Annotated in this window: 31 protein-coding genes; all 31 read right to left on the bottom strand. The window is 66.7% G+C overall.

What is annotated here, in order from left to right; all coding sequences use genetic code 11:
* Nucleotides 1–72: 72 nt before the first annotated feature.
* Nucleotides 73–903, bottom strand: a complete 831-nt coding sequence (map, locus tag L3i22_RS03290) for a type I methionyl aminopeptidase (RefSeq protein ID WP_221325526.1) — start codon at nucleotides 901–903, stop codon at nucleotides 73–75.
* Between the two features lies 1 nt (nucleotide 904).
* On the bottom strand, nucleotides 905–1,558 hold the full coding sequence (locus L3i22_RS03285; protein WP_221325525.1) for an adenylate kinase: 654 nt from the start codon (nucleotides 1,556–1,558) through the stop codon (nucleotides 905–907).
* Between the two features lie 74 nt (nucleotides 1,559–1,632).
* The gene (secY, locus tag L3i22_RS03280; protein WP_221325524.1) at nucleotides 1,633–2,973 is read right to left on the bottom strand and encodes a preprotein translocase subunit SecY; all 1,341 of its coding nucleotides are present in this window, start codon (nucleotides 2,971–2,973) and stop codon (nucleotides 1,633–1,635) included.
* 229 nt (nucleotides 2,974–3,202) lie between these two features.
* On the bottom strand, nucleotides 3,203–3,652 hold the full coding sequence (gene rplO, locus L3i22_RS03275; protein ID WP_221325523.1) for a 50S ribosomal protein L15: 450 nt from the start codon (nucleotides 3,650–3,652) through the stop codon (nucleotides 3,203–3,205).
* Nucleotides 3,652–3,834, bottom strand: a complete 183-nt coding sequence (gene rpmD, locus L3i22_RS03270; RefSeq protein WP_221325522.1) for a 50S ribosomal protein L30 — start codon at nucleotides 3,832–3,834, stop codon at nucleotides 3,652–3,654. Before rpmD ends, rplO begins: the two co-directional genes overlap by 1 nt.
* A complete protein-coding gene (rpsE, locus tag L3i22_RS03265; RefSeq protein ID WP_221325521.1) occupies nucleotides 3,834–4,457 on the bottom strand; it encodes a 30S ribosomal protein S5 in 624 nt (207 codons plus the stop codon). The genes rpmD and rpsE overlap by 1 nt, the downstream gene beginning before the upstream one ends.
* Nucleotides 4,458–4,470: 13 nt before the next feature.
* A complete protein-coding gene (gene rplR, locus L3i22_RS03260) occupies nucleotides 4,471–4,854 on the bottom strand; it encodes a 50S ribosomal protein L18 (protein ID WP_255658645.1) in 384 nt (127 codons plus the stop codon).
* Nucleotides 4,855–4,862: 8 nt separating this feature from the next.
* The gene (gene rplF, locus L3i22_RS03255) at nucleotides 4,863–5,402 is read right to left on the bottom strand and encodes a 50S ribosomal protein L6 (RefSeq protein WP_221325519.1); all 540 of its coding nucleotides are present in this window, start codon (nucleotides 5,400–5,402) and stop codon (nucleotides 4,863–4,865) included.
* Nucleotides 5,403–5,416: 14 nt separating this feature from the next.
* Nucleotides 5,417–5,824 (bottom strand): 30S ribosomal protein S8, encoded by a 408-nt coding sequence (rpsH, locus tag L3i22_RS03250; protein ID WP_014440735.1) that lies wholly within the window; start codon nucleotides 5,822–5,824, stop codon nucleotides 5,417–5,419.
* 75 nt (nucleotides 5,825–5,899) lie between these two features.
* A complete protein-coding gene (locus tag L3i22_RS03245; RefSeq protein ID WP_014440734.1) occupies nucleotides 5,900–6,085 on the bottom strand; it encodes a type Z 30S ribosomal protein S14 in 186 nt (61 codons plus the stop codon).
* 2 nt (nucleotides 6,086–6,087) lie between these two features.
* Nucleotides 6,088–6,657 (bottom strand): 50S ribosomal protein L5, encoded by a 570-nt coding sequence (rplE, locus tag L3i22_RS03240; protein ID WP_221325518.1) that lies wholly within the window; start codon nucleotides 6,655–6,657, stop codon nucleotides 6,088–6,090.
* Nucleotides 6,657–6,977, bottom strand: coding sequence for a 50S ribosomal protein L24 (rplX, locus tag L3i22_RS03235; protein WP_221329761.1), 321 nt, complete (start codon nucleotides 6,975–6,977; stop codon nucleotides 6,657–6,659). Before rplX ends, rplE begins: the two co-directional genes overlap by 1 nt.
* Complete coding sequence (gene rplN / locus L3i22_RS03230; RefSeq protein ID WP_014687766.1) at nucleotides 6,974–7,342, bottom strand: 50S ribosomal protein L14; 369 nt, start codon at nucleotides 7,340–7,342, stop codon at nucleotides 6,974–6,976. Before rplN ends, rplX begins: the two co-directional genes overlap by 4 nt.
* A 92-nt stretch (nucleotides 7,343–7,434) precedes the next feature.
* Complete coding sequence (rpsQ, locus tag L3i22_RS03225; protein ID WP_203739476.1) at nucleotides 7,435–7,707, bottom strand: 30S ribosomal protein S17; 273 nt, start codon at nucleotides 7,705–7,707, stop codon at nucleotides 7,435–7,437.
* Entirely contained in the window at nucleotides 7,704–7,937 is a 234-nt protein-coding gene (gene rpmC, locus L3i22_RS03220) for a 50S ribosomal protein L29 (RefSeq protein ID WP_203739467.1), read from the bottom strand. Before rpmC ends, rpsQ begins: the two co-directional genes overlap by 4 nt.
* Nucleotides 7,937–8,362, bottom strand: coding sequence for a 50S ribosomal protein L16 (gene rplP, locus L3i22_RS03215; RefSeq protein WP_014687763.1), 426 nt, complete (start codon nucleotides 8,360–8,362; stop codon nucleotides 7,937–7,939). Before rplP ends, rpmC begins: the two co-directional genes overlap by 1 nt.
* Nucleotides 8,363–8,365: 3 nt before the next feature.
* The gene (gene rpsC / locus L3i22_RS03210; protein ID WP_221325517.1) at nucleotides 8,366–9,214 is read right to left on the bottom strand and encodes a 30S ribosomal protein S3; all 849 of its coding nucleotides are present in this window, start codon (nucleotides 9,212–9,214) and stop codon (nucleotides 8,366–8,368) included.
* Nucleotides 9,214–9,672 (bottom strand): 50S ribosomal protein L22, encoded by a 459-nt coding sequence (rplV, locus tag L3i22_RS03205; RefSeq protein ID WP_221325516.1) that lies wholly within the window; start codon nucleotides 9,670–9,672, stop codon nucleotides 9,214–9,216. Before rplV ends, rpsC begins: the two co-directional genes overlap by 1 nt.
* Nucleotides 9,673–9,703: 31 nt before the next feature.
* Nucleotides 9,704–9,985 carry a 30S ribosomal protein S19 gene (gene rpsS / locus L3i22_RS03200; protein ID WP_014687760.1) on the bottom strand — a complete coding sequence of 94 codons (282 nt, stop codon included), beginning with the start codon at nucleotides 9,983–9,985 and terminating at the stop codon, nucleotides 9,704–9,706.
* A 13-nt stretch (nucleotides 9,986–9,998) separates the two neighbouring features.
* A complete protein-coding gene (gene rplB / locus L3i22_RS03195; protein WP_221325515.1) occupies nucleotides 9,999–10,838 on the bottom strand; it encodes a 50S ribosomal protein L2 in 840 nt (279 codons plus the stop codon).
* 14 nt (nucleotides 10,839–10,852) lie between these two features.
* Entirely contained in the window at nucleotides 10,853–11,155 is a 303-nt protein-coding gene (gene rplW, locus L3i22_RS03190; RefSeq protein WP_203739455.1) for a 50S ribosomal protein L23, read from the bottom strand.
* Nucleotides 11,152–11,799: a 50S ribosomal protein L4 gene (rplD, locus tag L3i22_RS03185; protein WP_221325514.1), complete on the bottom strand. Its 648-nt coding sequence runs from the start codon at nucleotides 11,797–11,799 to the stop codon at nucleotides 11,152–11,154. The genes rplW and rplD overlap by 4 nt, the downstream gene beginning before the upstream one ends.
* Nucleotides 11,796–12,446, bottom strand: coding sequence for a 50S ribosomal protein L3 (rplC, locus tag L3i22_RS03180; RefSeq protein ID WP_221325513.1), 651 nt, complete (start codon nucleotides 12,444–12,446; stop codon nucleotides 11,796–11,798). The genes rplD and rplC overlap by 4 nt, the downstream gene beginning before the upstream one ends.
* Before the next feature lie 10 nt (nucleotides 12,447–12,456).
* Nucleotides 12,457–12,765 carry a 30S ribosomal protein S10 gene (rpsJ, locus tag L3i22_RS03175; RefSeq protein ID WP_007073037.1) on the bottom strand — a complete coding sequence of 103 codons (309 nt, stop codon included), beginning with the start codon at nucleotides 12,763–12,765 and terminating at the stop codon, nucleotides 12,457–12,459.
* Between the two features lie 371 nt (nucleotides 12,766–13,136).
* A complete protein-coding gene (tuf, locus tag L3i22_RS03170) occupies nucleotides 13,137–14,330 on the bottom strand; it encodes an elongation factor Tu (protein WP_221325512.1) in 1,194 nt (397 codons plus the stop codon).
* Between the two features lie 118 nt (nucleotides 14,331–14,448).
* Entirely contained in the window at nucleotides 14,449–16,545 is a 2,097-nt protein-coding gene (gene fusA, locus L3i22_RS03165) for an elongation factor G (protein WP_370644354.1), read from the bottom strand.
* Between the two features lie 85 nt (nucleotides 16,546–16,630).
* Nucleotides 16,631–17,101 (bottom strand): 30S ribosomal protein S7, encoded by a 471-nt coding sequence (rpsG, locus tag L3i22_RS03160; RefSeq protein ID WP_221325510.1) that lies wholly within the window; start codon nucleotides 17,099–17,101, stop codon nucleotides 16,631–16,633.
* A gap of 1 nt (nucleotide 17,102) precedes the next feature.
* Complete coding sequence (gene rpsL, locus L3i22_RS03155) at nucleotides 17,103–17,477, bottom strand: 30S ribosomal protein S12 (protein WP_007465318.1); 375 nt, start codon at nucleotides 17,475–17,477, stop codon at nucleotides 17,103–17,105.
* 409 nt (nucleotides 17,478–17,886) lie between these two features.
* A complete protein-coding gene (locus L3i22_RS03150; RefSeq protein WP_221329760.1) occupies nucleotides 17,887–18,258 on the bottom strand; it encodes a hypothetical protein in 372 nt (123 codons plus the stop codon).
* A gap of 165 nt (nucleotides 18,259–18,423) precedes the next feature.
* On the bottom strand, nucleotides 18,424–18,771 hold the full coding sequence (locus L3i22_RS03145) for a hypothetical protein (RefSeq protein WP_221325509.1): 348 nt from the start codon (nucleotides 18,769–18,771) through the stop codon (nucleotides 18,424–18,426).
* An 86-nt stretch (nucleotides 18,772–18,857) separates the two neighbouring features.
* Nucleotides 18,858–22,748 carry a DNA-directed RNA polymerase subunit beta' gene (locus L3i22_RS03140; protein ID WP_221325508.1) on the bottom strand — a complete coding sequence of 1,297 codons (3,891 nt, stop codon included), beginning with the start codon at nucleotides 22,746–22,748 and terminating at the stop codon, nucleotides 18,858–18,860.

The raw sequence follows: 22,748 nt of genomic DNA, 5'->3' as shown, positions 1-22,748 counted from the left end.
GCGTACGCGAGAGCCGGAAGGCCGGTCCACTGAGGCCGAGCGCCGCCGTACCGGGCCCGCGCGGCGCCGGGCCTAGGCCTGCGCGGTCACCAGATCGCCGAGGCGGGCCTTTCCGCCGTCCAGGGCGGTCGTCACCCACACCCCGTCGTCCAGGAGCGCCATGGTGTGCTCAACGTGCGCGGCGCGGGAGCCGTCCCGGGTCACCACGGTCCAGCCGTCGGCGAGCTCCACGGTCCGCGGCGAGCCCAGCGTGATCATCGGCTCGATGGCCAGCGCCATGCCCACCGACAGGCGCGGGCCGCGGCCCGGCTTGCCGTGGTTGAGCACGTGCGGCTCCTGGTGCATCTCGGTGCCGATGCCGTGGCCGCCGTAACCGTCGACGATGCCGTACCGCCCGGCCTTGCGGATCGCCTTCTCGATGTTGAACGAGATGTCGGTGAGCCGGCCACGCCCGTTGGCCACGCCACGGGCCGCCGCGGCGATCCCGGCCCACATCGCGTCCTCCGCGACCTCGGCCATCTTCAGCAGCGCCGGGTCGGTGGCGCCGACGCCGACGGTGATCGCCGAGTCGCCGTGCCAGCCGTCCAGCACCGCGCCGCAGTCCAGCGAGATCAGGTCGCCCTCGACGAGGATCTGCTTCTCCCCCGGGATGCCGTGCACGACCTGCTCGTTGACCGAGGCACAGATCGAGGCCGGGAAGCCGTGGTAGCCCTTGAACGACGGGACCGCGCCGGCGTCCCGGATCACCTTCTCGGCGATCGCGTCCAGATCGGCGGTCGAGACGCCGGGAGCGACCGCGTCCCGCATCGCTTCCAGCGCCGCGTGGACGACCAGACCGGCCGCCCGCATCTTTCCGATCTGCTCCGGCGTCTTCAGCTGGATGTCCAGCTCCTGACGACGCATCTCAGCCCCCGTACGACCGCAGGGCGTCGATCGCGCGGACCGTGACGTCCTCGACCGGGCCGGTCGCGTCGATGCCCACCAGCTTGCCCTGGGCACCGTAGTAGTCGACCAGCGGCGCGGTCTTGTCCGCGTACTCCACCAGCCGGTTGGCGATGGTCTCGGCCTTGTCGTCGTCCCGCTGGAACAGCTCCGCGCCGCAGCGGTCACAGACGTCCGGCTTGCTGGTCGGGTCGAACTCGACGTGCCAGATCTTGCCGCAGCCCCGGCAGGTCCGGCGGCCCGAGAGCCGCCGAACCACCTCGTCGTCGTCGACCACCAGCTCCATCACCAGGTCCAGGGCGGTGCCCAGGTCGGCGAGGAGCTTGTCCAGCGCGTTGGCCTGGGGCACCGTCCGCGGGAACCCGTCCAGCAGGAACCCGTCGCCGGCGTCCGGCTCGGCGAGCCGGTCCCGGACCATGTTGATGGTCACCTCGTCCGGCACCAGCTGCCCGGCGTCCATGTAGCGCTTGGCCTCGACCCCGAGCGGGGTGCCCTGCGACACGTTCGCCCGGAAGATGTCCCCGGTCGAGATCTTCGGTACGGCGAGATGGGCGGCGATGAACTCAGCCTGGGTCCCCTTGCCGGCCCCCGGAGGGCCCACCAGTACCAGCCGCACCTACATCGCCTCGCTTCGGTCGCAAGAAGCCACGCCAACCGCCGACGCCAGAGCCCCCGGGCCCCGCGTACCCACTACCGGAGGAACCCTTCGTAGTTCCGCTGCATGAGCTGGCTCTCGATCTGCTTCACCGTCTCCAGGCCCACGCCGACCATGATCAGTACAGCGGTGCCACCGAACGGGAAGTTCTGGTACTGCTGCTGGTCCAGCCAGATGAAGAAGAAGTTCGGCAGGACCGAGATCAGGCCCAGGTAGAGCGCGCCCGGGAGCGTGATCCGGCTGAGGATGAAGTCCAGGTAGTCGGCGGTCGGCTTGCCCGGGCGGATACCCGGCACGAAACCACCGTACTTCTTCATGTTCTCCGCGACCTCAGTCGGGTTGAACGTGATCGACACGTAGAAGTACGTGAAGAAGATGATCAGCAGGAAGTAGACGCTGATGTACACCCAGCTGGTCGGTGCGGCCAGCCAGTTCTGGATCCAGATCTGGTACGGCTTCAGGTTGTTCTTGTCGAAGAACTGCAAGTACAGCTGCGGGAGGTAGAGCAGCGACGACGCGAAGATGACCGGGACGACACCCGCCTGGTTCACCTTCAGCGGGATGTAGGTCGAGGTTCCGCCGTACATCCGCCGGCCGATCATGCGCTTCGCGTACTGCACCGGGATGCGCCGCTGCGCCTGCTCGATGAAGACCACCAGCGCGATGATCACCAGGACCAGCGCGATCACCAGGAGGAACTTGGCGACACCCGCGGACTGCTTGATCGTCCAGCCCTCGCCGGGAAGGCGGGCGGCGATCGAGGTGAAGATCAGGACCGACATGCCGTTGCCGACGCCACGGTCGGTGACCAGCTCGCCGAGCCACATCACCACGCCGGTGCCGGCGGTCATCGTCATCACCAGGACGGTGAGCGTCAGCCAGATCGGGATACCGGTGTTCTCCGGGATGATCTGGTACGCCGGGTTGTCCTGGTCACACAGACCACCGAAGAGCTGGCCGGTGCGGGCCAGGGCGACGAACGCCGAGGACTGCAGGATCGCCAGACCCAGGGTCAGGTACCGGGTGTACTGAGTGATCTTCGCCTGGCCGGACTGACCCTCCTTGCGGAGCTGCTCGAGCCGCGGGATGACCACGGTGAGCAGCTGCAGGATGATCGACGCCGTGATGTACGGCATGATGCCGAGCGCGAAGATCGAGAGCTGGAGAAGCGCGCCGCCGGAGAACAGGTTCAACAGGTTCAGAACCTGATTGCCCGACTGCTCGGTCAGCTTGAGACACGCCTGCACATTGGTGTACGAGACACCCGGGCTGGGCAAGGTGGCGCCGAGACGGTAGAGCGCGATGATCGCCACCGTGAACAACAACTTCTTGCGCAGGTCGGGCGTCCGCAACGCACTCGAAAAGGCGGAGAGCAACGTACTTCCTCCTGCGCGAGGTAACCGCGATAGCGGTATGGGGGGAAGGCATCGGTCCGGATGACCGATATCCCTAGCTGGGAACGGACTCTAACAGTCTTGGCTCGCCGTGGTCAGCCACGGTAGCCGTCCACACGGCAATGCGTCACTATCGATCACAAAACCGCAGGTCAAACACCACAAGGGGATGCTCGCCGAACATTCGTCCGGACGAGCATCCCCACAAGCCTCACAGCTCGGTGGCGGAACCACCAGCGGCTGCGATCTTTTCCTTGGCCGAATCGCTGAACGCGTGCGCCGAGATGGTCAGCGAAACGCCGTCCAGCTCGCCCGAGCCCAGCACCTTGACCGGCAGGTTCTTGCGAACCGCGCCGGCCTGGACGAGCTCGGACGGGCCGACCTCGCCACCGTTCGGGAACAGCTCGGCCAGCCGGTCCAGGTTCACGACCTGGAACACGACCTTGTTACGCGGCCGGTTGCGGAGCCCCTTGATCTTCGGCAGGCGCATGTGGATAGGCATCTGCCCACCCTCGAACGACGCCGGAGTGTTCTTCCGGGCGCCGGTGCCCTTGGTACCGCGACCGGCGGTCTTGCCCTTGGAGCCCTCACCACGACCCACGCGGGTCTTCTTGGTCTTGGCACCGGGCGCCGGCTTCAGGTCATGAATCTTGATCGCCATTACTCGACCTCCTCGACAGTGACGAGGTGGTTCACGGCGAAGATCATGCCCCGGATCTCGGGACGGTCCTCTTTGACCACCACATCGTTGATCCGCTTCAGCCCGAGCGAACGCAGCGAGTCCCGCTGGTTCGACTTACGGCCGATCTTGGACCGGATCTGGGTGACCTTCAGGCGGGCCATCAGTGCACCGCCGCTTCCGCACGGGCCGCCAGCATGGCCGCCGGCGCCACGTCCTCGACCGGGAGGCTGCGGCGAGCCGCGACCTGCTCCGGGGACTCGAGGCCCTTCAGCGCGGCCACCGTGGCGTGCACGATGTTGATCGGGTTCGAGGAGCCGAGGCTCTTCGACAGGATGTCGTGGATGCCCGCGCACTCCAGCACGGCGCGCACCGGACCACCGGCGATAACACCGGTACCAGCGGACGCCGGCTTGAGCAGGACGACACCCGCGGCAGCCTCACCCGTGATCGGGTGCGGGATGGTCGCACCGATCCGCGGAACCTTGAAGAAGTGCTTCTTGGCCTCCTCGACGCCCTTGGCGATCGCCGCGGGCACCTCCTTGGCCTTTCCGTAACCGACACCGACGGTGCCGTCACCGTCGCCGACGATCACCAGGGCGGTGAAGCTGAAGCGACGACCACCCTTGACGACCTTGGCGACGCGGTTGATCGCGACGACCCGCTCGAGGTGAGGGGTCTTTTCGACGGGCGCGTTGCCGCGGCCGCCCTCACGACGGTTCTCGCGGCGGCCGCCACCTTCGTTGTTGCCGCCGGACCCGCCGCCACGGCGCTGCTGACCAGGCATTGGTCAAATCCTCCTAGAACTCGAGTCCGGCTTCGCGAGCGGCGTCCGCAAGCGAGGCGATGCGCCCCGCGTACTTGTTGCCACCGCGATCGAAGACGACCTTGGAAATACCCGCGGCCTTGGCCCGCTCGGCGAGGAGCGTGCCGACCTTGCCGGCCTGCGAGCTCTTGTCGCCCTCGGTGCCCCGGATCGTGGTGTCGAGGGTCGAGGCCGAAGCCAGCGTGTGGCCCTTGAGGTCGTCGACGATCTGCGCGGTGATGTGCCGCGTGGACCGGGTGACGACCAGGCGGGGACGCTCGGCCGTGCCATGCACGTTCTTGCGGACCCGGAAGTGCCGACGCGCCTTGCCAACGGCGCGCCGAGCGGCGACACCGCCGCCATTGCGGCGCTTGAGCAGCGTGGCGGTCACTTCTTACCTGCCTTTCCAGCCTTGCGGCGGATGACCTCGCCCTGGTACTTGACGCCCTTGCCCTTGTAGGGCTCCGGCGGGCGGATCTTCCGGATGTTGGCGGCGACCTCGCCGACCAGCTGCTTGTCGATGCCCGTCACCGTGAACTGGGTCGGCTTCTCCACCGAGAAGGTGATGCCGACCGGAGGCACGATGTTCACCGGGTGCGAGAAGCCCAGAGCGAACTCCAGGTCCTTGCCCTTCGCGGTGACACGGTAACCGGTGCCGTTGATCTCGAGGGTCTTCTTGTAGCCCTCGGTCACTCCGACGATCATGTTGGCGACCAGGGTGCGCGAGAGACCGTGCAGCTCCTTGGCCTTACGCTCGTCGTTGGGCCGGTTGACGACCAGCTCGCCGCCGTCCTTCGAGACCGTGATCGGCTCGGCGACGGTGTGCGACAGCTCGCCCTTGGGGCCCTTGACCTTGACGGTCTGGCCCGTGATGGTGACATCGACGCCGGCCGGGACCGGGATCGACTTACGTCCGATTCGCGACATGTCTAAGTCTCCAGTTACCAGACGAAGGCGAGGACTTCCCCGCCCACGCTCCGCTTGCGGGCCTGCTTGTCGGTCAGCAGTCCCTGGGACGTCGAAATGATCGCGACACCGAGACCACCGAGCACGCGGGGCAGCTCGTCGGACTTGGCGTAAACCCGCAGGCCCGGCTTCGAGACGCGCTTGATGCCGGCGAGGCTACGCTCGCGGTTCTGGCCGTACTTGAGCTCAACGACCAGACGCTTGCCGACCGCGCCCTCCTCGGGCTCCTCAGACGTCCACGACGCGATGTATCCCTCAGCCTTGAGGACCTCGGCGATGTTCGCCTTGATCTTCGAGTAGGGCATCGTCACCTTGTCGTGGTACGCCTGGTTGGCGTTACGCAGACGCGTCAGCATGTCTGCGATCGGGTCCGTCATCGTCATGGGTATTCGTCAACCTTTCTCGCCGGGGTTCCCGGAAGCTCCGGGCCTACGGCGAAGCGGTATTACTAAGTCGGGTTACCAGGAGGCCTTGGACACGCCGGGCAGCTCACCACGGTGAGCCATGTCCCGCACGCAAACCCGGCACAGGCCGAACTTGCGGTAGACCGAGTGCGGGCGACCGCACTTCTGGCAGCGGGTGTAGGCGCGCACGGCGAACTTGGGCTTCGCGGCCGCCTTGATGATCAGCGCCTTCTTAGCCATGTTCAGTTCTCCTTGAACGGGAAGCCCAGGAGCTTCAGCAGCGCCCGGCCCTCGTCGTCGGTCGTGGCGGTGGTGACCACCGTGATGTCCATGCCCCGCGGCCGATCGATCCGGTCCTGGTCGATCTCGTGGAACACCGACTGCTCGGTCAGGCCGAAGGTGTAGTTGCCGTGGCCGTCGAGCTTGCGTCCGTCGAGCCCGCGGAAGTCACGGATACGCGGCAGGGAGATGGACAGCAGCCGGTCCAGGAACTCCCACATCCGGTCGCCACGAAGGGTGACCTTGGCGCCGATCGGCATGCCCTCACGGAGCTTGAACTGCGCGATCGACTTGGTCGCCCGGCGAACCAGCGGCTTCTGACCGGTGATGGTGGTCAGATCACGCACCGCGCCGTCGATCAGCTTGGCGTCGCGGGCAGCCTCGCCGACACCCATGTTGACGACGACCTTGACCAGGCCGGGCGTCTGCATCGGGTTGCCGTACTTGTACTGCTCCTGCAGCGCCGGGATGATCTCAGCCCGGTACTTGCTCTTCAGACGCGGCAGCGTCTTCGTCTCAGTGCTGGCAGTCATCAGAGTTCCTTACCGGTCGTACGCGCGATACGGACCTTGGTGCCGTTCTCGTCGATCCGGTAACCGATCCGGGTCGGCTTCCCCTGGTCGTCCACGATCTGCACGTTGGAAATGTGGATCGCGGCTTCCTGGGTGACGATGCCACCGGTCTTCGAACCACGCTGGGTGGTACGGATGCGTTCGTGCTTCTTGACTCGGTTGACGCCCTCGACCAGGACCTTGTCCCGCGTCGGGTAGGCCGCGATGACCTTACCCTTGGCGCCCTTGTCCTTGCCGGCGATGACGACGACCGTGTCGCCCTTCTTGATCTTCACGGTCAGAGCACCTCCGGCGCCAGGCTGATGATCTTCATGAAACGCTTGTCGCGCAGCTCACGGCCGACCGGGCCGAAGATGCGGGTACCGCGGGGATCCCCGCCGTCCTTGATGATGACGGCGGCGTTCTCGTCGAAGCGGATGTACGAGCCGTCCGGACGGCGCCGCTCCTTGCTGGTGCGGACGATGACCGCCTTGACGACGTCACCCTTCTTCACACCGGCGCCGGGGATGGCGTCCTTGACCGTGGCCACGATGACGTCGCCGATGCTCGCGTAACGGCGACCGGAGCCACCGAGCACGCGGATGCACAGAATTTCCCGGGCACCCGTGTTATCGGCGACGCGCAGTCGCGACTCCTGCTGGATCACGTCTGTCTCCTATGTCTGCCAGTTCTCCGGTGACCCACCGAAGCTTGGCGGAACGATGGTCCGCTGGGCCGGCCGTAGCCGGCCCAGCGTACTCACTTGGCCTTTTCGAGGATCTCCACGATCCGCCACCGCTTGGTGGCGGAGAGCGGGCGGGTCTCCATGATCGAAACCCGGTCACCGGTGCCGGCGGCGTTCTGCTCGTCGTGCACCTTCAGCTTGCGGGTACGACGGATGACCTTGCCGTACAGCGCGTGCTTGACGCGGTCCTCGACCTCGACGACGACGGTCTTGTCCATCTTGTCGCTGACCACGAGACCCTCACGCGTCTTGCGCTGGGCGCGCGGCGCGACGGTGTTCTCACTCATGCGCTCACCTCATCCGGCGCGACCGAGAGCCCCAGCTCGCGCTCACGCATGATCGTGTAGATCTTCGCAATGTCCTTGCGGACGACCTGCAGTCGACGGTGATTGTCGAGCTGCCCGGTCGCGCGCTGCACGCGAAGATTGAACAGCTCCGCCTTGGCCTCCCGCAGCTTCGCGACCAGCTCCTCGTCGGAGCTCTCGCGCAGCTCGGCTGCCTTAACGCCCGCTGCCATCAGCTTTCACCCACTTCGCGCGTCACGATGCGGCACTTCATCGGGAGCTTGTGGATCGCGCGGCGCATCGCCTCACGCGCGACCGTCTCGTTCGGGAAGGACATCTCGAAGAGGATCCGTCCCGGCTTGACGTTCGCCACCCACCACTCAGGAGAACCCTTACCGGAACCCATGCGGGTCTCGGCAGGCTTCTTGGTCAGCGCCTGGTCCGGGAAGATCGAGATCCAGACCTTACCGCCACGCTTGATGTGACGAGTCATCGCGATACGCGCCGACTCGATCTGCCGGTTGGTCACGTACGCCGGCTCGAGCGCCTGGATACCGAACTCGCCGAAGACGACCCGGTTACCGCCCTTGGACGCGCCGTGGCGGTCCGGGTGATGCGGCTTACGGAAGCCCTTTGGGGGCTTACGCGGCATCAGCATGTGTCAGCCCTCCTGCTGCGTCTCGGCCGGAGCCGGAGCCGCGGTGGCCGCGGCGTCGTTCACGTTGTCGCTGTCACCGGTCCGGGCCTGAGCCGCAGCGCGGCCGGCCTCGGTGCCGCCGGCGGTCGTACCGGACGAACCGGAACGGCCACGGCGCGGACGCTCGGGACGGTCAGCGCGGTCCCGGCGCGGACGCGCGGGAGCCTCGGTGACGACCTCACGACCGGGGACGGCGTCGCCCTTGTAGATCCAGACCTTCACGCCGATCCGGCCGAACGTGGTACGGGCCTCGAAGAAGCCGTACTCGATGTTCGCCCGCAGCGTGTGCAGCGGAACGCGACCCTCACGGTAGAACTCCGTGCGGCTCATCTCCGCGCCGCCGAGGCGACCGGAGACCTGCACCCGGATGCCCTTGCAGATCGGGTTCTTCATGGCGGACTGCATCGCCTTGCGCATCGCCCGACGGAAGCTGACCCGGGAGGACAGCTGCTCGGCGACGCCCTGGGCAACCAGCTGCGCATCCGACTCGGGGCTCTTGACCTCGAGGATGTTCAGCTGGACCTGCTTGCCGGTGAGCTTCTCGAGCTCGCCGCGGATCCGGTCGGCCTCCGCACCCTTACGGCCGATGACAATGCCCGGCCGGGCGGTGTGGATGTCGACACGAACTCGGTCGCGGGTCCGCTCGATGTCCACCTTGGAGATGCCGGCGCGCTCAAGCCCCTTGGACATCATGCGGCGGATCTTGACGTCCTCGCCGATGTAGTCCTTGTAGAGCTTGTCCGCAAACCAGCGGCTCTTCCAGTCGGTGGAAATGCCGAGACGGAACCCGGTGGGGTGAACCTTCTGACCCATTACTCGGCACCCTCCGTGCTCTGGGACTCGGCGGTAGCGGGCTCAGGGGCCGTGGAGGCCTTCTTCGCCGCTGCCTTCTTCGCCGGGCGGGCCACCTGGACCGCCTCGACCGCGATAGTGATGTGGCTCGTGCGCTTGCGGATCCGGTAAGCCCGGCCCTGCGCCCGCGGACGGAACCGCTTGAGCGTCGGACCCTCGTCGACGAACGCCTCGCTCACGAGGAGTGCGTCGGGGTCGAGCCGCTCGTTGTTCTCCGCGTTCGCGATCGCACTCGCGAGCACCTTGTAGACCTGCTCGCTCGCCGACTGCGGCGCGAACTGCAGGACCGTCAGAGCCTCCTTCGCGGGCAGACCGCGGACGAGGTTGACCACGCGGCGTGCCTTGCTCGGCGAAATACGCACGTGCTTCGCGACTGCGCGAGAGCCCGGAAGCGCCGGAGCGTCGTTCTTTACTGACATCGCTGTAACCCCTCTCTTATCCGTGGACTGACTAGCGACGACGGCTCTTGCGGTCGTCCTTCTCGTGACCCTTGAACGTGCGGGTCAGAGCGAACTCGCCGAGCTTGTGTCCGACCATCGCCTCAGTGACGAAGACCGGAACGTGCTTGCGGCCGTCGTGCACGGCGATCGTGTGCCCGAGCATGTCGGGAATGATCGTCGAGCGACGCGACCAGGTCTTGATGACGTTCTTCGAGTTCTTCTCGTTCTGGACTTCCACCTTCTTGAGCAGGTGGTCGTCGACGAACGGGCCCTTCTTCAGGCTGCGAGGCATCTTTTAACTCCCGTTACCCGCGCTTGCGGGTGGCGTAGCGGCGGCGAACGATCAGCTTGTCGCTCTCCTGGCCCTTGCGGCGGGTACGGCCCTCCGGCTTACCAGCCGGGTTGACCGGGTGACGACCACCAGAGGTCTTACCCTCACCACCACCGTGCGGGTGGTCGACGGGGTTCATGGCGACACCACGGACGGTCGGGCGCTTGCCCTTCCACCGCATACGGCCGGCCTTACCCCAGTTGATGTTCGACTGCTCGGCGTTGCCGATCTCGCCGACCGTCGCGCGGCAACGCACGTCGACCCGACGGATCTCACCGGAGGGCATACGCAGCGTGGCGTAGGCGCCCTCACGGCCGAGCAGCTGGATGCCCACGCCGGCCGAACGGGCCAGCTTGGCTCCACCGCCGGGACGAAGCTCCACACCGTGGACCGTCGTGCCGACCGGGATGTTGCGCAGGGGCAGGTTGTTCCCCGGCTTGATGTCCGCGCCCACACCCGACTCGATGCGGTCGCCCTGCTTCAGGTCCTTCGGCGCGAGGATGTAGCGCTTCTCGCCGTCGGCGTAGTGCAGCAGTGCGATGCGCGAGGTGCGGTTGGGGTCGTACTCGATGTGAGCGACCTTGGCCGGCACGCCGTCCTTGTCGTTCCGCTTGAAGTCGATCAGCCGGTACTGCCGCTTGTGACCGCCGCCCTGGTGCCGCGTGGTGATGCGACCGTGGACGTTGCGGCCACCCTTCTTGGGCAGCGGAACCAGCAGAGACTTCTCCGGCGTGGACCGGGTGATCTCAGCGAAGTCGGCGACGCTGGAGCCGCGACGGCCCGGCGTGGTCGGCTTGTACTTACGGATAGCCATGATTTACAAACCCCTTAGCTGACCGGGCCGCCGAAGGCCTCGATGCGGTCACCGTCAGCCAGCTTGACCATCGCGCGCTTCGTCGCCTTGCGCTGACCGAAACCGGTCTTGGTGCGCTTGCGCTTGCCCTCGCGGTTGGCGGTGTTCACCGTCAGCACGCGGACGTTGAAGATCTGCTGGATCGCGATCTTGATCTGGGTCTTGTTCGCGTCCGGGTGGACCGTGAACGTGTACCAGTTCTGGTCGAGAACGCTGTAGCTCTTCTCGGAGACCACCGGGGCGACGATGATGTCGCGCGGGTCGGCGATCGTGCTCACTTGTCGCCCTCCTCGGACTTCTCGGACCCGCCCAGGAACTCGTCCAGCGCGACCTTGGTGAAGACGATCTCGTCGGCCACCAGCACGTCGTACGTGTTCAGCTGGCCGGCTTCGATCAGGTGCACGGTCGGCTCGTTGCGCAGCGAGATCCAGTTCAGTTCGTCCTGGCTGTCCAGCACGACGAGAACCTTGTTGGTCTCCGCGACCTTGCGCAGCGCGGTGATCGCGGCCTTGGTCGACGGCTTCTCGCCGCTGACGAAGGACTCGATCACGAACAGGCGGCCGTCGCGGGCCCGGTCGGAGAGGGCGCCACGCAGAGCGGCGGCCTTCATCTTCTTGGGCGTCCGCTGGCTGTAGTCACGCGGCACGGGACCGTGCACGACGCCACCACCGGTGAACTGAGGCGCGCGGATCGAGCCCTGACGGGCGCGACCGGTGCCCTTCTGCTTGTACGGCTTCTTGCCGCCACCGGACACCTCGCCGCGGGTCTTCGCCTTGGCGGTACCCTGCCGGGCCGCCGCCAGCTGCGCCACGACGACCTGGTGCATCAGCGGGATGTTCGCCTGGGCGTCGAAGACGCTGGCGGGCAGATCGACCGTGCCGGTCTTCGTGCCCTCGGCGTTGATGATGTCGACCGAACTCACTTGGCACCGCCCTTCTTGGCCGCGGTACGGACCAGGATCAGCGCGCCCTTGGGACCGGGCACCGCGCCGCGGACCAGGATCAGGTTGCGCTCGGTGTCGACCGCCTGAACCGTGAGGTTCTGCACGGTAAAGCGCTTGCCGCCCATGCGACCGGCCATCTTGACGCCCTTGAAGACGCGACCGGGGGTCGCGCAGGCGCCGATCGAACCGGGCGAGCGGTGCTTGCGCTCGACACCGTGGCTGGCGCGAAGACCGTGGAAGCCGTGCCGCTTCATGACGCCGGCGTAGCCCTTGCCCTTGGTCTTGGCGGTCACGTCGATCGCGGTACCGGCCGAGAACTCCTCGAGGGAGATCTCCTGACCGAGCTCGTACGCGTCGGCGTCGTTGGTCCGGAGCTCCACCAGGTGGCGCCGCGGGGACACACCCGCCTTGGCGTAGTGGCCGCTCTCGGGCTTGTTGACCTTGCGCGGGTCGACCGCACCGTAGGCCAGCTGGACAGCGGAGTAGCCGTCCTTCTCATTCGTGCGGACCTGAGTCACGACGCAAGGGCCGGCCTGCACCACGGTTACCGGGACGACCTTGTTGTTGTCCCAGACCTGGGTCATGCCGAGCTTGGCGCCCAGGATCCCCTTTACTTGCCTGTCCATTGTCCGGTCCCTACAGCTTGATCTCGATGTCGACGCCAGCCGGCAGGTCGAGGCGCATGAGCGAGTCGACCGTCTTCGGAGTCGGGTCGATGATGTCGATCAGCCGCTTGTGCGTGCGCATCTCGAAGTGCTCGCGCGAGTCCTTGTACTTGTGCGGCGAACGGATCACGCAGAAACGGTTGATCTCCGTGGGCAGCGGCACCGGGCCAGCGACCTGCGCCCCCGTACGCGTCACCGTCTCGACGATCTTCCGCGCCGAGGAGTCGACGACCTCGTGGTCATAGGCCTTGAGCCGGATGCGGATCTTCTGTCCCGCCATGGTGGCTTCTGTTTCCTTCTCTCGATGCCGCTACGTGCGGAGGCGGTGGCCCCCACATGCCCGCAGGACCGTTGATCCTGCGTTGTCCGACCCCCGCGGTCGGGCGTGTCGCGCCTCGTTACAGAATGCTGGGCACTCTGTTCCGGCCTCCGCCCCCGATCTTGCTTGGGGACGAACGCGATCGCGGGGATCTGGGGCGCCGGGCGGTGAACGAAACACACCCGGACACCCGGCGAGGGTGGGCCCTGAGCACGTCAGGAACCCACCCCGCGCGGACGCAACCTGACTAGTATGCCGGATTGAACGCGGCATTGCTAATCGGGGTCACCGTTGGTGGTTGTTAGTGGCTCTCACCACGCTCAACCAGCCAATTACTTGGTGATCTTCGTGACCGTTCCGGCGCCGACGGTGCGGCCACCCTCACGGATCGCGAACTTCAGGCCCTGCTCCATGGCGATCGGCTGGATCAGCTTGACGTCCATGGAGGTGGAGTCGCCCGGCATGACCATCTCGGTGCCCTCGGGCAGCGTGACGACGCCGGTGACGTCCGTGGTACGGAAGTAGAACTGCGGCCGGTAGTTCTGGAAGAACGGGGTGTGCCGGCCACCCTCCTCCTTCGAGAGGATGTAGACCTGGCCCTCGAACTCCGTGTGCGGAGTCGAGGTGCCCGGCTTCACGACGACCATGCCGCGCTCGACGTCCTCGCGCTTGATGCCACGCAGCAGCAGACCGACGTTCTCACCCGCGCGGGCCTCGTCGAGCAGCTTGCGGAACATCTCGATGCCGGTGCAAACGGTCTTGGTCGACTTCTCGCGGATACCGACGATCTCGACCTCCTCGTTCGGCTTGAGGATGCCGCGCTCGGCCCGACCGGTCACCACGGTGCCACGACCGGTGATCGTGAAGACGTCCTCGATCGGCATGAGGAACGGCTTCTCGGTCTCACGCTCGGGCTGCGGGATCGCGGTGTCGACCGCGCTCATCAGCTCGAGGAGCTTGGCGGTCCACTCCGGGTCGCCCTCGAGCGCCTTGAGCGCCGACACGCGAACGACCGGCAGGTCGTCGCCCGGGAACTCGTAGGTGCTGAGCAGCTCGCGGACCTCGAGCTCGACGAGCTCCAGGAGCTCCTCGTCCTCGACCATGTCGCTCTTGTTCAGGGCGACGACGATGTACGGAACGCCGACCTGGCGGGCCAGGAGGACGTGCTCCTTGGTCTGCGGCATCGGGCCGTCGGTGGCGGCCACGACCAGGATCGCGCCGTCCATCTGCGCGGCACCGGTGATCATGTTCTTGATGTAGTCGGCGTGGCCGGGGCAGTCCACGTGCGCGTAGTGCCGCGCCGCGGTCTGGTACTCGACGTGCGCGATCGAGATCGTGATACCACGGGCCTTCTCTTCAGGCGCCTTGTCGATCTCGTCGAACGGGGTGTACGGGTTCAGGTCCGGGAACTCGTCGTGCAGGACCTTCGTGATGGCCGCAGTCAGCGTCGTCTTACCGTGGTCGATGTGACCAATGGTGCCGATGTTGACGTGCGGCTTAGTCCGCTCGAACTTCGCCTTCGCCACTGGTGTCCTCCTGTGGACTGATCATTACTTTTCGCCCGGCACGCCGATAAGGCGCTCAGGACTCTGTCGACTGCTCGTGCACGTGCGGCCCTCGACGGGCCGCACGTGCCTCAACGCGTCAGGCGCCGGTGGCCTTGGCGATGATCTCCTTCGCGACGTTCCCAGGAACCTCGGCGTAGGAGTCGAACTGCATGCTGTAGCTGGCCCGGCCGGCAGTCTTCGACCGCAGGTCGCCGACGTAGCCGAACATCTCCGAAAGCGGCACCAGAGCCTTGACGACGCGAGCGCCGGAGCGCTCCTCCATCGACTGGATCAAGCCGCGGCGGGAGTTGAGGTCGCCGATGACGTCACCCATGTTGTCCTCAGGGGTGGTGACCTCAACGGACATCATCGGCTCAAGCAGCGCGGGATCGGCCTTGCGGGCCGCTTCCTTCATTGCCATGGAGCCGGCGATCTTGAACGCCATCTCGGACGAGTCGACCTCGTGGTACTGACCGTCGATCAGCGTGAACTTCACGCCGACCAGCGGGTAGCCGGCGAGGACGCCGTACTGGAGGGAGTCCTGCGCGCCCGCGTCCACCGAGGGGATGAACTCCTTGGGGATGCGACCACCGGAGACCGCGTTGACGAACTCGTACGTGGGGCCGTCCGCGTCGAGCGGCAGCGGCTCGACGGTCACGACGACCTTCGCGTACTGGCCCGAACCACCGGTCTGCTTCTTGTGCACGTACGAGAGCTTCTCCACGGTGCCGCGGAGCGTCTCGCGGTACGCCACCTGCGGCTTACCGATGTTGGCCTCGACGTTGAACTCGCGGCGCATGCGGTCCACCAGGATGTCCAGGTGGAGCTCGCCCATGCCGGCGATGATCGTCTGACCGGTCTCCTCGTCGTTGAAGACGCGGAAGGTCGGGTCCTCCTCGGCCAGGCGCTGGATCGCGGTGCCCAGCTTCTCCTGGTCCGACTTGGTCTTCGGCTCGATGGCGACCTGGATGACCGGCTCCGGGAAGGTCATCGACTCGAGGATGACCGGGTTCGCCGGGTCGCTGAGCGTGTCACCGGTGGTGGTCTGCTTCAGACCCTGGACGGCGATGATGTCGCCGGCCTGCGCGGTGGCGCGCTCCTCACGCTTGTTCGCGTGCATCTGGTAGATCTTGCCGATCCGCTCCTTCCGGTCCTTGGTGGAGTTGACCACCTGGGAGCCGGAGTCGAGCGTGCCGGAGTAGACCCGGACGTAGGTGAGCTTGCCGAGGTGCTTGTCCGTCTGAATCTTGAACGCCAGGCCGGAGAACGGCTCGGTGTTCGACGGCTTGCGCAGGATCGGGGTCTCACCGTCGATCGCGGTGCCCTCGATCGCCGGGATGTCCAGCGGCGACGGGAGGAAGTCGACGACGGCGTCGAGCATGGGCTGAACGCCCTTGTTCTTGAACGCCGAGCCGCACAGGACCGGGTTGGCCTTGCTGGCGATCGTGGCCCGCCGGATGGCGGCCCGGATCTCGTCGATCGAGACCTCTTCGCCCTCGAGGTACTTCTCCATGACCGCGTCGTCGACGTCGGCCAGGGTCTCGATGAGCTTCTCGCGCCACTCGGTCGCGGAGTCGACCAGGTCGGCCGGGATCTCCTCGATCGCGTAGTCGTCACCCTTCTGGGTCTCCCCGCGCCAGGTGAGCGCCTTCATGTTGATCAGGTCGACGACGCCGATGTGGTCGCCCTCGAGCCCGATCGGGATCTGCAGGACGAGCGGCGTGGCGTGCAGCCGGTCGATCATCATCTGCACGCAGCGGAAGAAGTCCGCTCCGGTCCGGTCGAGCTTGTTGACGAAGCACATCCGGGGGACGTTGTACTTGTCGGCCTGGCGCCAGACGTTCTCGGTCTGGGGCTCCACGCCGGCAACACCGTCGTACACCGCGACCGCGCCGTCGAGCACACGCAGCGACCGCTCGACCTCGACCGTGAAGTCGACGTGGCCGGGCGTGTCGATGATCTGAATCGTGTAGCCCTTCCACTCGCACTTCGTGGCGGCGGAGGTGATGGTGATACCGCGTTCTTGCTCCTGCTCCATCCAGTCCATGACGGCAGCGCCCTCGTGGACCTCACCGATCTTGTACGTGATACCGGTGTAGAACAGGATGCGCTCAGTCGTCGTCGTCTTACCAGCGTCGATGTGCGCCATGATGCCGATGTTGCGAACCTTGGCGAGCGCGTCTGCGGCGGCCACGTCCATCCCTACTTTTCTTCGTCGTCGTCTCGTGAACCGGTACGACTGCCGTGGCCCGGCGGATTGCCGGGCCCGCAGCAGGTGCTTACCAGCGGTAGTGCGCGAAGGCCTTGTTGGACTCCGCCATCTTGTGAGTGTCCTCGCGGCGCTTGACAGCGGCGCCGAGGCCATTGCTGGCGTCGAGCAGCTCGTTCTGCAGGCGCTCGATCATGGTCTTCTCGCGACGGACCTTGGAGTACTGGACGAGCCAGCGCAGACCCAGGGTCGTCTGGCGCGGGGTACGCACCTCGATCGGAACCTGGTAGGTCGCACCACCGACGCGGCGGCTGCGAACCTCGAGGGTCGGCTTCACATTGTCCATCGCGCGCTTGAGGATGACCACCGGGTCGGTGCCGCTCTTCTCGCGGGCACCCTCGAGGGCGCCGTACACGATGCGCTCGGCGAGCGAACGCTTGCCGCCGATCAGGATCTTGTTCACCAGCTGGGTCACCAGCGGCGAGTTGTACACCGGGTCAGCGACCACCGGGTGGCGCGGAGCGGGGCCCTTACGCGGCATGTCAGCTCTTCTCCTTCTTCGCGCCGTAACGGCTGCGGGCCTGCTTGCGGTTGCGGACACCCTGGGTGTCCAGCGAACCGCGGACGATCTTGTAGCGGACGCCGGGGAGGTCCTTCACACGGCCGCCGCGCACGAGCACGATGGAGTGCTCCTGGAGGTTGTGACCGACACCCGGGATGTACGCCGTGACCTCGATCTGGCTGCTCAGCTTCACGCGAGCGACCTTGCGCAGCGCAGAGTTCGGCTTCTTGGGGGTGGTGGTGTACACGCGGGTACACACGCCGCGCCGCTGAGGGCTTCCCTTCAGTGCCGGCGTCTTCGTCTTGGTCGTCTTCGCCTGGCGGCCCTTGCGGACCAGCTGCTGGATCGTGGGCACCGGGTTTCTCCGCTCCCTTCGGCCGTTTCCTGTAATACGGCCGCACCGAGTGTTCTGCCTGTGTGCGGAGGCACTCCAGGGAGGAGTGTCCCGCACCCGCGGTCGGGCGTGTCGTCCGGCTCACGGTCCCGCCACGCGTGATGAGCTCACGCGTACCGGATCTTGTCTTTGTCAGGACAAGGGTTCTCGACGAACCCTGCCCGTCGTGCGGCAATACCCGTCGTACGTTCCGATTCGGGTGCACGCACGAGTTGCCCGGGCGAGCCCGGGCACGAGGGGAAAGAGTACCCACCACAGGCACCCAGGTCAAAATGACCCCAGGTTCCCACGATGGACATCTCCGTATACCAGTGTACCGGGTGCCCTGGCGCGGCAATGCCGCGGTGCCGGATCCACGCTCCTGGCCCCGTTACGAAGTCTGTAACACCAATCCCAGCAACAACGCGAGCAACGATATTCCCGCCCCGGAACCGCCGCACGCGATCGCCGAGATCGCCAGCCCCCGACCGGTGAACCGGACCCGGCCCGGCTCGCCGGAGCGCCGGATCTGCCGCATCGCGAGCAGCGCGGCGGTCACCGCTCCCCCGCCGGCCAGGACGCTGAGCACGGTGAATGCACCGGCCACCCAGGGGCCGCCACTGCTGAAGCCGAAGCAGATGACCAGGATGGACACCAGGATCGAGCCGATGCCGGCGATCAGCGCGCCGATCGCCAGACCCGAGGTGATCGGCACCACCCGGAGCTGGACCAGCCCGAACGGGGTCCCGCTCACCACGTCCACCCGCTCGGCCTCCCAGCCGCTCGCCTGCTGCGGGGGCACGCCGTAGGGCGGCTGACCGTACGGCAGAGGTGGAGGGGGCTGCATCATGTTCAGAAGCATGTCACCCGAACGCGCCGGTGCGCAGCCCGGCCAGGCCGCCACGACCGCGCCGGCGGCCGCGGCCGGTCAGTCGGTGCCCGGCGCGAAGTCCGGCCCGGAGGGCGCCGCCGCCAGGTGCAGCAGACCGGCGATCACGGCCACCACCAGCGCCGTCAGCGCCAGCACCAGCCCCGTCCAGGCCAGTCTGCGGCCCCGCCGGATCCATTTGCCCCCGGTGAGGTAGCCACCGGCCGCGAACGCCTCTCGCGACGTCTGACGGGCCAGCAGGAGCGCGACCGTGGCGGGAATCACCCCACCGATCAACGGCCCCGCCAGGAACCCGACCAGGCCCAGCACGAAGACCGCGCGGGCCTTCGTCGAGGGGGCCGGCTCCGGATCGAGCGGATGACGGGAGGGTGCCAGTTGCACGGTCACCCACCCATCTTAGAAACGCCGCTGGGGCGGCCGCGCGATGCGCGACCACCCCAGCGAACTGACAGACCAATTTCAGCGGTACGGCGTCAGCGGTACGACCCGAAATCGAAGTCGTCCAGCGGAACAGCCTGGCCACTGGCCGGCCCGAAACCGTAGTCGGTCTCCGGGTACCCGGTCATCGAGTACACCTTGGCCTTCGCCTCCTCGGTCGGCTCGACCCGGATGTTCCGGTACTTGGAGATACCGGTACCGGCCGGGATGAGCTTGCCGATGATGACGTTCTCCTTGAGGCCCACCAGCGAGTCGCTGCGCGAGTTGATCGCAGCGTCGGTGAGCACCCGGGTGGTCTCCTGGAAGGAGGCCGCCGAGAGCCAGGAGTCGGTCGCCAGCGAGGCCTTGGTGATACCCATCAGCACCGGACGACCGGCGGCGGGCTCGCCGCCCTCGCCCACGAGCCGGCGGTTCTCCGACTCGAAGAGCGCCCGGTCGACCAGCAGGCCGGGCAGGAACTCGGTCGCGCCGGAGTCGATGACCGTCACCCGCTTGAGCATCTGGCGGATGATGATCTCGATGTGCTTGTCGTGGATGAGCACACCCTGCGAGCGGTAGACCTCCTGGACCTCACTGGTCAGGTGGACCTGGACCGCGCGCGGGCCCATGATGCGCAGCAGCTCGTGCGGGTCGATGGTGCCCTCGGTGAGCTTCTCGCCGACCTGCACGTGGTCGCCGTCGTGCGCCCGCAGCTTGACGCGCTTGGAGATCTTGTCGTACACGATCTCCTCGCTGCCGTCGTCCGGGATCACGACGATCTTGCGGGACCGCTCGCCGTCCTCGATGCGGATGCGGCCGGGGGTGTCGGCGATGGGCGCCTTACCCTTCGGCACGCGGGCCTCGAAGATCTCCTGCACACGCGGCAGACCCTGGGTGATGTCCTCACCCGCGACACCACCGGTGTGGAAGGTACGCATCGTCAGCTGGGTGCCGGGCTCACCGATGGACTGGGCGGCGATGATGCCGACCGCCTCACCGATGTCGACCGACTTACCCGTCGGCAGCGACCGGCCGTAGCAGGCCGCGCAGACGCCGAGCTTCGACTCACAGGTCAGGACGCTGCGGACCCGGACGTTCTCGACACCCGCGGCGACCAGCTGGTCGACGATGATCGAGTTGAGGTCCGTGCCGCGGGCGACGACCAGGTTGCCGTTCGGGTCGGAGATGTCGTCGGCGATGGTACGAGCGTGCGCACCGGTCTCCGAGTGCGTGTGCACGACCAGGGTGCCGTCCGGCTCCCGGTCGCCGACCGCCATCGGGATGGCCCGCTCGGTGCCGCAGTCCTCCTCGCGGATGATCACGTCCTGCGACACGTCCACCAGACGACGGGTCAGGTAACCCGAGTCGGCGGTACGCAGCGCGGTGTCGGCCAGACCCTTACGGGCACCGTGGGTGGAGATGAAGTACTCCAGCACGGTCAGGCCCTCGCGGTACGACGAGGTGATCGGGCGCGGGATGATCTCGCCCTTGGGGTTGGCCACCAGACCACGGATCGCGGCGATCTGCCGGAGCTGGAGGAGGTTACCGCGGGCGCCGGAGTTGATCATGACCCAGAGCGGGTTCTCCTGCGGCAGCGCGGTCTCCATCTCCTTGGAGATCTCGTTGGTCGCCTTGGTCCAGATCTCGATGAGCTCGCCGCGGCGCTCCTCACCCGTCATCAGACCACGCTGGTACTGCTTGTCGATCCGGTCGGCCTCGGCCTGGTACTTGGCGAGGATCTCCGGCTTGCGCGGCGGGGCGATGACGTCGCCCATACCGATCGTCACACCGGACCAGGTGGCCCAGTGGAAGCCGGCCTCCTTGAGCGCGTCCAGGGTCGCGGCCAGCGCGACCTTGGGGAAGCGCTCGGCGAGGTCGTTGACGATCGCCGACAGCTGACCCTTGCGGATCTCGTAGTTCACGAAGCGGTAGCCCGGGGGCAGCGTCTCGTTGAAGATGACCCGGCCGAGCGTGGTCTCGACGAGCAGCTGCTCACCCTCGACCCACTCCTCCGGAGCCACCCACGCGTCGTGCTTCGGGCCGTTGTCGACACCGATGACCTCCCGCAGGCGGACCTTGATGGTCGCCTGGAGGTGCAGCTCACCGTTGTCGAACGCCATCCGCGCCTCGGCGTCCGAGCTGAACACCCGGCCCTCGCCCTTGGCGCCGACCGTCTGGTGGGTCAGGTAGTACAGCCCGATGATCATGTCCTGGGTGGGCATGGTCACCGGCTTGCCGTCGGCCGGCTTGAGGATGTTGTTCGAGGACAGCATCAGGATCCGGGCCTCGGCCTGCGCCTCGGCGGACAGCGGCACGTGGACCGCCATCTGGTCACCGTCGAAGTCCGCGTTGAACGCGGTACAGACGAGCGGGTGGATCTGGATCGCCTTGCCCTCGACCAGCTGCGGCTCGAAGGCCTGGATGCCCAGGCGGTGCAGGGTCGGAGCACGGTTCAGCAGCACCGGGTGCTCGCTGATGACCTCCTCCAGCACGTCCCACACGACCGGGCGCTGACGCTCGACCATCCGCTTGGCGGACTTGATGTTCTGCGCGTGGTTCAGGTCGACCAGGCGCTTCATCACGAACGGCTTGAACAGCTCCAGCGCCATCTGCTTGGGCAGACCGCACTGGTGCAGCTTGAGCCGCGGGCCGACGACGATGACCGAACGGCCGGAGTAGTCGACGCGCTTGCCGAGCAGGTTCTGACGGAACCGGCCCTGCTTGCCCTTGAGCATGTCGGAGAGCGACTTCAGCGGGCGGTTACCCGGACCGGTGACCGGCCGGCCGCGGCGGCCGTTGTCGAACAGCGCGTCGACGGCCTCCTGCAGCATCCGCTTCTCGTTGTTGACGATGATCTCGGGAGCACCGAGGTCGATCAGTCGCTTGAGCCGGTTGTTCCGGTTGATGACCCGGCGGTACAGGTCATTCAGGTCGGAGGTCGCGAACCGGCCACCGTCGAGCTGCACCATCGGGCGCAGGTCCGGCGGGATGACCGGGACGCAGTCCAGCACCATGCCGAGCGGCGAGTTACGGGTGTTCAGGAACGCCGCGACGACCTTCAGCCGCTTGAGCGCCCGGATCTTCCGCTGGCCCTTACCGGTGCGGATGATCTCCCGAAGGTTCTCCGCCTCCGCGTCCAGGTCCATGTTCTGCAGCAGCGCCTTGATCGCCTCGGCGCCCATGCCACCGGTGAAGTACTCACCGAAGCGGTCCCGCAGCTCGCGGTAGAGCAGCTCGTCCGTGACCAGCTGCTTCGAGTCGAGCTTCCGGAAGGTGTCGAGCACCTCGTCCAGCCGGTCGATCTCGCGCTGTGCCTTGTCCCGGATCTGGCGCATCTCGCGCTCGCCGGCTTCCTTGACCTTGCGGCGCACGTCGGCCTTCGCACCCTCGGCCTCGAGCTCGGCCAGGTCCTGCTCCAGCTTGGCAGCGCGCTTCTCGATCTCCGAGTCGCGGCTGTTCTCCGACTGACGCTTCTCGGCGAAGATCTCGTTCTCGATCGTCGACATGTCACGGTGACGCGACTCGGCGTCAACGCTCGTGATCACGTACGAAGCGAAGTAGATGATCTTCTCGAGGTCCTTGGGCGCCAGGTCGAGCAGGTAGCCCAGACGGCTCGGCACACCCTTGAAGTACCAGATGTGCGTGACCGAGGCAGCCAGCTCGATGTGGCCCATGCGCTCGCGCCGGACCTTGGAGCGGGTCACCTCGACGCCGCAGCGCTCACAGATGATGCCCTTGAACCGGACACGCTTGTACTTACCGCAGTAGCACTCCCAGTCCCGCTGCGGACCGAAGATCTTCTCGCAGAAGAGTCCGTCCTTCTCGGGCTTGAGGGTGCGGTAGTTGATCGTCTCGGGCTTCTTGACCTCGCCGTGCGACCACTGCCGGATGTCGTCAGCGGTAGCCAGGCCGATGCGCAACTCGTCGAAGAAGTTGACGTCGAGCAC

The organism is Actinoplanes sp. L3-i22 (assembly GCF_019704555.1).
Classification (GTDB): domain Bacteria; phylum Actinomycetota; class Actinomycetes; order Mycobacteriales; family Micromonosporaceae; genus Actinoplanes.
The sequence above is the reverse complement of the archived record's forward strand: the minus strand, read 5'-3'. Positions and strand labels throughout refer to the sequence as shown.